The organism is Pseudomonas sp. GW531-T4, assembly GCF_017349615.1.
Lineage (GTDB): Bacteria > Pseudomonadota > Gammaproteobacteria > Pseudomonadales > Pseudomonadaceae > Aquipseudomonas > Aquipseudomonas chlororaphis_I.
Genome location: NZ_JACMZT010000009.1, coordinates 184,160 through 193,818, shown reverse-complemented (window position 1 = coordinate 193,818; position 9,659 = coordinate 184,160). Strand labels below are relative to the sequence as shown.

At 57.5% G+C, this 9,659-nt stretch carries 11 protein-coding genes and 1 pseudogene; 7 read left to right on the top strand and 5 right to left on the bottom strand.

Going from position 1 to position 9,659, the window contains the following annotated elements; all coding sequences use genetic code 11:
- Positions 1-751: pseudogene (locus tag J4D28_RS10195) on the top strand (PAAR domain-containing protein); the annotation flags it as partial.
- Entirely contained in the window at positions 748-1,143 is a 396-nt protein-coding gene (locus tag J4D28_RS10190) for a hypothetical protein (RefSeq protein ID WP_038634921.1), read from the top strand. The pseudogene J4D28_RS10195 and the gene J4D28_RS10190, both read left to right, overlap by 4 nt.
- Before the next feature lie 226 nt (positions 1,144-1,369).
- Here the strand turns inward: J4D28_RS10190 and J4D28_RS10185 are convergent, their stop codons facing one another.
- The 5 genes from J4D28_RS10185 to J4D28_RS10165 all read right to left on the bottom strand — a co-directional run bounded on the left by J4D28_RS10185 (position 1,370) and on the right by J4D28_RS10165 (position 4,334).
- Complete coding sequence (locus J4D28_RS10185) at positions 1,370-1,648, bottom strand: DUF3077 domain-containing protein (RefSeq protein ID WP_101283414.1); 279 nt, start codon at positions 1,646-1,648, stop codon at positions 1,370-1,372.
- A gap of 386 nt (positions 1,649-2,034) precedes the next feature.
- The gene (locus tag J4D28_RS10180; RefSeq protein ID WP_146043839.1) at positions 2,035-2,286 is read right to left on the bottom strand and encodes a hypothetical protein; all 252 of its coding nucleotides are present in this window, start codon (positions 2,284-2,286) and stop codon (positions 2,035-2,037) included.
- 33 nt (positions 2,287-2,319) lie between these two features.
- Positions 2,320-2,850 carry a hypothetical protein gene (locus J4D28_RS10175; protein ID WP_146043840.1) on the bottom strand — a complete coding sequence of 177 codons (531 nt, stop codon included), beginning with the start codon at positions 2,848-2,850 and terminating at the stop codon, positions 2,320-2,322.
- Positions 2,851-2,904: 54 nt separating this feature from the next.
- Positions 2,905-3,459, bottom strand: coding sequence for a hypothetical protein (locus tag J4D28_RS10170; protein ID WP_101283418.1), 555 nt, complete (start codon positions 3,457-3,459; stop codon positions 2,905-2,907).
- 71 nt (positions 3,460-3,530) lie between these two features.
- Positions 3,531-4,334 carry an NYN domain-containing protein gene (locus tag J4D28_RS10165; protein ID WP_101283420.1) on the bottom strand — a complete coding sequence of 268 codons (804 nt, stop codon included), beginning with the start codon at positions 4,332-4,334 and terminating at the stop codon, positions 3,531-3,533.
- Positions 4,335-4,586: 252 nt separating this feature from the next.
- Between J4D28_RS10165 and J4D28_RS10160 the strand changes: the two genes are divergently transcribed.
- The 5 genes from J4D28_RS10160 (at position 4,587) to J4D28_RS10140 (ending at position 9,659) form a co-directional block, all read left to right on the top strand.
- Positions 4,587-5,117, top strand: a complete 531-nt coding sequence (locus tag J4D28_RS10160) for a hypothetical protein (protein ID WP_232788594.1) — start codon at positions 4,587-4,589, stop codon at positions 5,115-5,117.
- A 138-nt stretch (positions 5,118-5,255) separates the two neighbouring features.
- Complete coding sequence (locus tag J4D28_RS10155; protein ID WP_103331696.1) at positions 5,256-7,205, top strand: alkaline phosphatase D family protein; 1,950 nt, start codon at positions 5,256-5,258, stop codon at positions 7,203-7,205.
- Between the two features lie 102 nt (positions 7,206-7,307).
- Positions 7,308-7,898, top strand: coding sequence for a DedA family protein (locus J4D28_RS10150; RefSeq protein WP_101283426.1), 591 nt, complete (start codon positions 7,308-7,310; stop codon positions 7,896-7,898).
- Positions 7,899-8,021: 123 nt separating this feature from the next.
- Positions 8,022-9,272, top strand: a complete 1,251-nt coding sequence (locus J4D28_RS10145) for an aspartate aminotransferase family protein (protein ID WP_103331697.1) — start codon at positions 8,022-8,024, stop codon at positions 9,270-9,272.
- Between the two features lie 147 nt (positions 9,273-9,419).
- Positions 9,420-9,659, top strand: a complete 240-nt coding sequence (locus J4D28_RS10140; protein ID WP_009050677.1) for a hypothetical protein — start codon at positions 9,420-9,422, stop codon at positions 9,657-9,659.

The window sequence follows — 9,659 nt, the reverse complement described above, 5'->3', positions numbered from 1 at the left end:
TGATGAGGAAGCCGCTTTTATGCTCAAGTATCGGGCGCAGGTTGAATCGATACTGTCCTATGGTTCGACTGCTTTGGGTGTCAGCACGACGGCCGTGGGCAACCATATGGACAGCTTGAAAAGAACCTTGCTGGATATCGAAGAACTCCATCAGAAGTTCTTTCTGCGGGATGGGCATTTGCGCAGCGTTGAGTTCTTCAGTGAAAGGAGAAAGCTGTTTGCACAACTGGATACCAACCTGACCTCCATCACGAAAATAAGCATTGCCTTCCCCGATCACCCCAGCCTTAAAAGCGCCTTGGGGATTTCCAGTCGGAGTCTGGTGCATCGCTGGACCCAGGCGGGTGCGGTAGGTCAGATTCCAGGGTACGCCACGCATATTGAGGGTGTTTCCCGAGCCTCCAAGGTACTTAAGTTGGGCGGTTGGCTTGGGACAGCATTGGGCGGTGGAGCGTCTTATGTGAAGGTTCAGGACGTTTGCTCAGCGGGGAATAAGGAGGCTTGTGAGAAAGTACGGTTCACCGAAGCCGGAAGCTTTACGGGCGGGGTAGCAGGTGGAATGTTTGCGGGAATGGCATTAGGTACCGCCGCGACCGGAACTGTTTGTGTGGCCATCGGAGTCCCTACAGGTGGCATCGGTAGCGTGGTGTGCGGCCTGATAGTCATCGGAGGGGGCTCTTATGCGGCAGGGAAACTGGGTGAAGCTGGGGGCGAGAGCATTGGAGAGTTTATATATGAGAAAGGAAAATGAACCTGATTAGCTCCCCACATGATTTTTTTGTTGTTTTATGCATCCTGACTTTTCTTGGAATATTCAGCATGGGTGGTATCTATCTCTATTGGGGGTACACCCGCATGGAGGAAATACTTGGCCACGTTAAAAACTGCAAGGCAATAACCGGGAGCAGGTTCTATCTTCACATGGGTCCTTGGGGAAGGCTGGTAATGGTCGGCATGGTGGCAGGTTTTTTAGCTCGCCCTACTTCCCATGTTAAAAAAGGCATATTGGACGCCAACGAGATAGATACTTTCCCCCAGCCGTTTAAAAGAAGGCTCATCGTATCGCACTATATTATATGGGGGCTTGGGGGAAGCATGCTGTTGTCGGTTAGTGCAATGAAATTAATTGAGTGCTTCACCTGAATACAAAAAGGCCCTTTAAGGGCCTTTTTTGCATCCTGCCGTCCCTCTCATATAGCAGCCAGAATTCCCTTCGGTATCCTCATAACGTTGTTGTGCCACTCATGAGGCTTCCATCTGCGCTTGAAGGAAACCAACGAGCGCGGTTGGCATTACGCGTTTGCTTTGGCATGAAGGCCCACCAGTAGGGCCTTCATTCAGGGCTTACATCCGGGCGACGATGATCACATCAGGGCCGGCGACCGCCCGCTACCGGCCACTCGCCAAGGCACAGATCATCCACAATCGCCTTGCCCATCTCACTGAAGTAATGGGACGCCCAGGCATAACGATCGTCCCGCTCCATGGCCGCATCCAGGGCCAGCATCTTGGCGTGGAACAGCAACTGCGATACGTGCTCAAGTGCCTCGCGCAGCGGCACGTCAGGGTTGACGCGGAACAGGGAGTGTTGAGATTCGCCGGTAGGGGCGAAGGTGACGGTACCGAGAGTTTTGATTGAAGCGCTCATTGTGCACCTCCGATGATTATCGGAAGGCTAGAGTTTACGAGGTGAAGATACTGAGTCAAAACGTCCATGCGACTAGCTCCTATACCTAAGAAAGAGCTACCACGTTCGTTTCCAAGCGAATGGGTGGCAGCTGTACGCAGGTTGGAAAACCGGGGGTATAGGTCCCGGCAGGACCGAAGTCCTCCCGCGCACAGCCGCCATTACACGAAGTCGCAGGCAAAAAAATAGCGCCTGCAATCGTGATCTGGGCGCTTGTGCGCCTATACCTTTGCGGGTTTCCAAGCCCGACCGCTGAGTTTTCAGCGGCAAGTAAAGAGTAGCTTGTGAGTTGCCTTTCTGCAAAAAAATCTAGCGTTCACGGCGCAATACAAAAAACTGCAGAGGCCTCAAACAACCTCCGGATATATTTGCCTGGCTAACTTTTGATACGGAGGAATACCTTTAACCATCGAATCAATCTCACTTTCAATGTAATTGTAAAGACTGCCACCACGTTCAGCTGTAACAGTTGGAGCATTTCCCCGCCCCTTTGCATGTTTATACAAAGTAACAACTGCACAGCGATCAAAACGATAAAAACTTGTCACAGGAGTCTCATCATGTATCCACACACTAAAGTCCAACTTATCATTACCCACAGAGGCAAACAAATCCTTATACTCATTGATAGCCTACCTAACCCTACCCTGCATTGTCGCAGAATCATTTGCATTAAAACGTTTAGCAAGATCCTTCATTATTTCCTCATTATCAGGATCCGGAACTATCAATCTAATTCGACTACCTTTTTTGGCAGCTAAAAACTTAAGATCCTCTTCAAATGTAGCTCGCCATGTATTTGCATAACAAACAAACATATCAAGTCGCTCACAAGACCTAATGAGCCTTGAAAAATTTGGCCCTTGAACTGGATTTAGCGATATCCCCGTAACTCCCACTGTTCGTATATCATCAGCAAGTCCAGTCTTTGCTAATAACTCATCCAAAAAAGACCTTTTCGAGAACAACTCCCAAAGCATTGCAATTGATACCGACGCAATCAAAAGAGCTCCAATATTTGACATTAGTGACTTTACCCAAAGATATCCATCAGGAAAGCCAATCCGTTCACTCAGCGCAAGTAAAACCACACCTAAAACGAAGACCCCCACTGAGGCAACATATGTCCTAAGATTAGTAATCTCTTTTAATTGCTTAATCATAACTCACTCCAATACTCACCCATCAACATTTAAACCAAATTTAAAAATTGGCTATTACTTAGGAATAACAATAGGAATCACCACCGGTGTCGGCGGAGCCGGCGGCATCATCATTCCTTCGCTCTTCACCACAGTTACTCCGCGTTTCTTGATGGTCTCGTACACACGCTCCGTCGCCGCTGTGTCGTGATAGCCACCGTCATCGATCATCACGCTCAGTGCGCTCTGACGGCGCTGTTCGATCAGTTGCACCTGGTTGGTCCGGAAATACGAATCCAAAGCGACCTTGCTCAGGGTCGACAGGTCGACCCGCAGGATTTCCTTGTACTTCAGCGCCGTGGCGTCCCAGCCCTGGACGTAGAGTTCGTCCTGGGTCAGGGCGAAGGTGCAGAAGTGGTAGGTGCCGGTGGTAGAGCCCGGAGTGGAGATCAGTAGCGAGCAGCGACCGTGTTGCAGGATTGGTCCCTTGATGTCCGGGAAGTCTTTGCTGACTTGAGTCGTGAACTGCGTGCGGTCGTAATAGATGGTAGCCCTGTCATAGGGTGTGGTGTTGCAGCCTGACAACAGAACGGTCGCGCCGATCAACAGGCTGGCACAAAGGTTACGCATGGTTCACTCCTGGGAAGGTCAATCGAATCGGTCGTGGCCAGCCAACTCAGCGAGCCTGCTGGTCGGGGGTCCTATTTTTTGTTGCGCACGTACAACACCACCCCACCGGTGGGCGAGCCGCCACGGGTGTCCAGGTCAAACCATTTGTTCTGGCTTCGGATCAGGCCGCTGAGTTTGGTGTGGCCGTACAACCGGGAGTCGAATGCGGGGCTCACCTTGCTGATGGTGGTGCCCAACATGGCCAAGGGCGCCCAACCGTCCTCTTCGGCGATGTCATCAAGAATCTTGGCGATGAACTCCACCGGTACTTCTGTCGGACTGCTGGAAGATGAAGCGGCTGGTTGTTTGCCCGCATTCTCGATGGAGCCGGGGACGGCCTGGGTCTTGTCACCCTGGGCGGCGGATTCAGTGACGTCCTGGGCCTGGAGAATTTCGGTGTAGATAAACTTGTCGCAGGCGCTAACGAAAGACTCAGGCGTCTTCGCTTCGCCGAAGCCGTATACCGTCATGCCTTCCTCGCGCAGGCGCCCGGCCAGGCGCGTGAAATCGCTGTCGCTGGACACCAGGCAGAAGCCATCGAAACGCCGGGTATAAAGCAGGTCCATGGCGTCGATGATCAACGAACTGTCAGTGGAGTTCTTGCCCTTGGTGTAGGAGAACTGCTGGATGGGCTGGATCGAATGCTTCAGCATCAGTTTTTTCCAACTGCCCAACTGCGGCCCGGTCCAGTCGCCGTACATGCGCTTCACACTGGCGATGCCGTACTTGGCGATTTCCTCGAACAACGCCCCGACAATCGACGCCTGAGCGTTGTCGGCGTCGATCAGCACGGCGAGGTGTTTTTGCTGGTTGGAATGCGTGGATTTGATGGCCATGGTTCATCCTTGTGAGCTGGCGACTGGAGTAGAACGTCTTCCTAAACGAGCATGAAGGGCCGGGCCACGGCGTTTGGAGGGGGCCGTAAGCAGAGCGCTGGAGATCGAAGCTACTATTTTGCCATCGCGCCGTCCACCACCGACTACCGGAAGACGTTCAAGGACATTTGATATGTTCACGCAGCCAATTGCGGGCTCACAATCCGCCTGCGATATCATCTTTGAATCCATTACCAACAAGCTGGCAAAAACATGAAAAGACTATGTCTGCTTCTGCTGGCTATCGCCTGTTCCTCCTGCGCAAAAGATCATGAGAAACCGCCAGCAGACTTGAATTTCATTTCTGTCGAACGCAAAGCGGATCTTTCGCTGTATATCGTCCGCTACAAATCAAACATCAACCTTCTGGATCTCTACGCAAGAGGTATGGGAGAAGGTATTGCCTCAGCTCAGTTTATTTGTGCATTAGACGGGGACCATGACTTTTCCGTTGAGCATGAAATTGCGCGCTCTGCCTATGGCAGGATTCAGGCTGATACAGCTCAAACGAATCAACCACCCTCAAACTTTTTCACTGAAGCTTTTTTGAGTGAAACCCTCGACAAAGGACAATCCCGTCGCGACCTCTCTATCGAAGAATTGAACACCTTGTTAGCCAACAAAAAGACAATTCCGTGCAAAGCACTTATCACCGCCTATGGCTACAAGACCTATTACTCCAACACCCTGCAGTTGCCAGTTGCTGACCTGCTGCGGGAAATCAATAAGCCCACAGCACCATAGCGCCTGCGGACAACGCGCAGTTTTCAGCCCAGACTGCGCGATACCGCTCCCAAACACCCCAAGCACTCGCTGACAATTCTTCGACACTGGCTGCGGTACTATCCCCGCCTCCGTTTGCCGCAAGAGCCTCGAACCTGCATGTCTCAACCGTTGCCATCGACCGCTTCCAGCATCGCCTTACCCTGCGTCCTCGCCGGCCCTCTGTTGCGCCGCCTGGAACACACGCGGCTGGTGCTGTGGTTGGTAGGCTCTCGTGCGCTGGAGCTGACGTTGCGTTTGCAGGTCGGCAGCGACGCGGAAAGCCGCGATTACCCGCTTACCGCCGAGCAGTGCCAGGTGATCCCGGTAGGGCAGCATGCCTTTATCCACCTGATCGACCTGCCGCTGGACAATCCCCTGCCCTGCGATGTGCCCATCGACTACGACGTGCTGATCAATCATGCCGATGGTTCAAGTTCAGGCATCGCCGAGTGGGCGCCGCATCTGCTCTACGGGCAAAGGCAGCAGCCGGATTTCGTCCTGCACAGCCGCATTCAGCAATTGGTCCACGGCTCGTGCCGCAAGCCCCATCATTCGGCGGACGAGGGTTTGCTCTGTGTCGATCGCCTGCTGGCGGAAACACCCGATCCGCAGCAACGCCCTGCCCTGTTGCTGATGACCGGCGACCAGGTCTACGCCGACGACGTGGCCGGGCCGATGCTGCGGGCGATTCATGCATTGATCGAGCGCCTGGGCTTGTTCGGCGAGCACCTGGAAGGCGCGGTGGTGAGCGACAGCGCCGCGCTTTATCAGCACCGCGCCAGCTATTACCAACGCGCCGAATTACTGCCGGCGCTGAAAAGCAACGAGACCCTGCGCGAGCGTTTCTTTGGCGGGGTGAAAAAGCCGATCTTCACCAGCAGCAGCGCCGACAACCACCTGGTGACCTTCGCCGAGGTCATGGCCATGTACCTGCTGGTCTGGTCGCCGGTGCCCTGGAGTCTGATCGATCCACGCCCGCCGCAGCTCGCAGCCAAGGAGCAACAGCGCTACCAGCGCGAGCAGCTGCGGATCGAGGCTTTCGCCAAGGGCCTGGGTGGCGTGGCGCGGGTGTTCGCCCACCTGTCGAGCCTGATGATCTTCGACGACCACGACATCACCGACGACTGGAACCTCAGCGCCCAGTGGGAAGAAACCGCCTACGGTCACCCGTTTTCCAAACGCATCATCGGCAACGCGCTGATCGCCTACATGCTGTGCCAGGGCTGGGGCAACAACCCGGATGCCTTCACCGCGCCGCTGCAACACACTCGCGCCCTGAGTGCCGAGGCCCAGGGCGATGCGCTCTACCTGGACAGCGCCGCCCAGGACACCCTGATCGACGAACTGCTGCGCTTCCAGCAATGGCAATACACGCTGCCCACCACTCCGGCGCTGGTGGTGCTGGACACCCGCACCCGACGCTGGCGCAGCGAGTTCAACCTGGCGCAGCCCTCGGGCCTGCTCGACTGGGAAGCCCTGAGCGAGCTGCAACATGAACTGCTGGATCACCCATCGGCGATCATCGTTTCCCCGGCGCCGGTGTTCGGCGTCAAGCTGATCGAGACAGTGCAGAAGGTCTTCAGCTGGTGCGGTCACCCGCTATTGGTGGACGCGGAAAACTGGATGGCCCACCGCGGCGCGGCCCAGGTGATCCTGAATATCTTCCGCCACTCGCGTACCCCGGGTAACTACGTGATCCTCTCCGGCGACGTACATTATTCCTTCGTCTACGAAGTGCTGATCCGCCACCGCAAGGGCGGCCCGAAGATCTGGCAGATCACCAGCAGCGGCATCAAGAATGAGTTCCCGCCGACTCTGCTGGAATGGTTCGACCGCCTCAATCGCTGGCTGTATTCGCCGCGCTCACCCTTGAACTGGTTCACCCGCCGCCGGCTGATGCGCGTGGTGCCCTACAGCCCCGAGCATCGCGAGGCCGGCGAACGGCTGTGGAACTCGGCGGGCATTGGCCAGGTGTTCTTCAACGACCACGGCCAGCCCCGGGAGATCTACCAGCACAACGCCAACGGCACGCCGAAAACCCGGATGCTGGCGCCGGATGAGGACTGAACCCCACCGAGCGATTCGTGACAACGGATTCGCTCGGACGCGCTATGGTTCAGCAGGTTGATCGCACCACCCAATCAGCTCTTCAAAGGCCCCTTCATCCCCATGTTCGAACACCTCGACCTGCACGCCCTGCTTGCGACCTATGGCTATTGGGTGATTGTCCTCGGCTGCCTGCTGGAAGGCGAAACCGTGCTGATCCTGGGTGGCATGGCGGCGCATCAGCAGGTGCTGGACCTGTGGGCGGTGATTGCCGTGGCGACGGTCAGCGGGATGTTCGGCGACCAGTTGCTGTTCTGGAGCGGGCGGCATTTCGGCGGGCGTCTGTTGCCGCGCCTGAAGGGCCAGCAGGCCGCCATCGAGCGGGTGACCGGGTTGATCCGGCGTTATCCCTCGACCTCGGTGCTGGCGGTGCGTTTCATGTATGGCATGCGCTGGGTCGGCCCGGTGGTGATCGGCGCCAGCGGCCTGTCGCCGCTGCGCTTCACCTTGCTGAACATGCTCGGCGCGCTGCTCTGGGCCACGCTGTTCGTCTGCGGCGGCTACTGGGCCGGCGATGCGCTGGAACATCTGTTCGGCGACTTGAAGCCTTATCGCCTGCCGATTGTCCTCGGTGTCGTGGTGCTGGTGGTGGCGGTCGCACTGTTTCGCCAACGCCGGGCCAGAACCAGAAACGTCGCGCCACTGAACGACTGATCCAGCCTCCACCCCAACATCCAGAATTTTCATACTGACCCCCGCACTTTATTTCGTTTGCGACACGGCCTCGCTCTTGGCTTAGATAGCCGCCATGTTCCAGGTAGCCAGAGCCCTTAGCCCATGAGCAGCGAAAGCATCAGCCAGTCGATTTCCATCGTTCACCCCATCCGCCTGAGCCATGGCAAGAATGCCGAGGTGTGGGACGAGAACGGCAAGCGCTACATCGATTTCGTCGGCGGGATCGGCGTGCTCAACCTGGGGCATTGCCATCTGCGGGTGGTAGCGGCGATTCAGCAGCAGGCCACCCGGCTGACCCACTACGCGTTCAACGCGGCGCCCCACGGGCCCTATGTCGAATTCATGGAGCGGCTGGCGCGTTTCATGCCCTTGAGTTACCCGGTCAGCGGCATGCTCACCAACAGCGGCGCGGAAGCGGCGGAGAACGCCTTGAAGATCGTCCGTGGCGCCACCGGGCGCACCGCGGTGATCGCCTTCGACGGCGGCTTCCATGGCCGCACCCTGGCGACCCTCAACCTCAATGGCAAGGTCGCGCCCTACAAGCAGAAGATCGGCGTGCTGCCCGGCCCGGTGTATCACCTGCCCTACCCGAGCGCGGACAACGGCGTGACCTGCGAGGAGGCGCTGAAGGCCATGGACCGGCTGTTCAGCGTGGAGATCGACGTTGCCGAAGTGGCCTGTTTCATCGTCGAACCGGTGCAGGGCGAGGCTGGTTTCCTGGCCCTGGACGTCGAGTTCGCCCGCGCCCTGCGACGCTTCTGCGATGAACGAGGCATCCTGCTGATCGCCGATGAAATCCAGTCCGGCTTCGGTCGCACCGGCCAGCGCTTCGCCTTCACCCGGCTGGGGATCGAGCCGGACCTGGTGCTGCTGGGCAAAAGCATTGGTGGCGGTGTGCCGCTGGGCGCGGTGGTCGGACGCAAGGCGCTGCTGGACAACCTGCCCAAGGGCGGCCTGGGCGGCACCTATTCCGGCAACCCCATCGCCTGCGCTGCGGCCCTGGCGACCCTGGACGAGATGAGCGACCTCAACCTGCAAACCTGGGGCGAGCGCCAGGAGCAAGCCATCGTCAGCCGCTTCCAGCGCTGGCGGGCCGAGCGCCTGACCCCCTATCTCGGGCGCCTGACCGGGGTCGGCGCCATGCGTGGCATCGAACTGGTCAAGGCCGACGGCTCGCCGGCCCCGGAGCAACTGAGCGCACTGCTCAGCGCCGCGCGGGACGCCGGCCTGCTGTTGATGCCCAGCGGCAAATCGCGGCACATCGTCCGCCTGCTGGCGCCGCTGACCATTGAACTCGAGGTGCTGGAAGAAGGGCTGGATATTCTGGAGGACTGCCTGGCGCGGTTGGCATAACACCAGATATTTGCGCAAAAGCCGCTCGCCATGGACACTGGCGCGCCTCATGCCATCGACAAGGAAGCGCGACATGCAGTGTCCCAGCAACAGAAAACGGCTCATGGCCGGCAATACAGTGAGCTTCAGCCGCAGCGAGCAAGACTCATGAAGCAGAACCTCCCCTATGTGCTGGTATGCCTGCTGCTGATGCCGCTGTACTACTGGATGAAGCCTTACCCGCTGAGGAAGTGGACAGGCCTGGCCCTGAGCCTGGCCGGGCTGCTATGGATACTGTTCTTGCCGTCGATGCTGGGCGACCTCGATGCCGGGCTGATTGCCGTGGCACTGGTGGCCATGGGCAGCTCGCTGTTTTTCAGCCGGCGCCGCTACCAGGACCACAGCTGA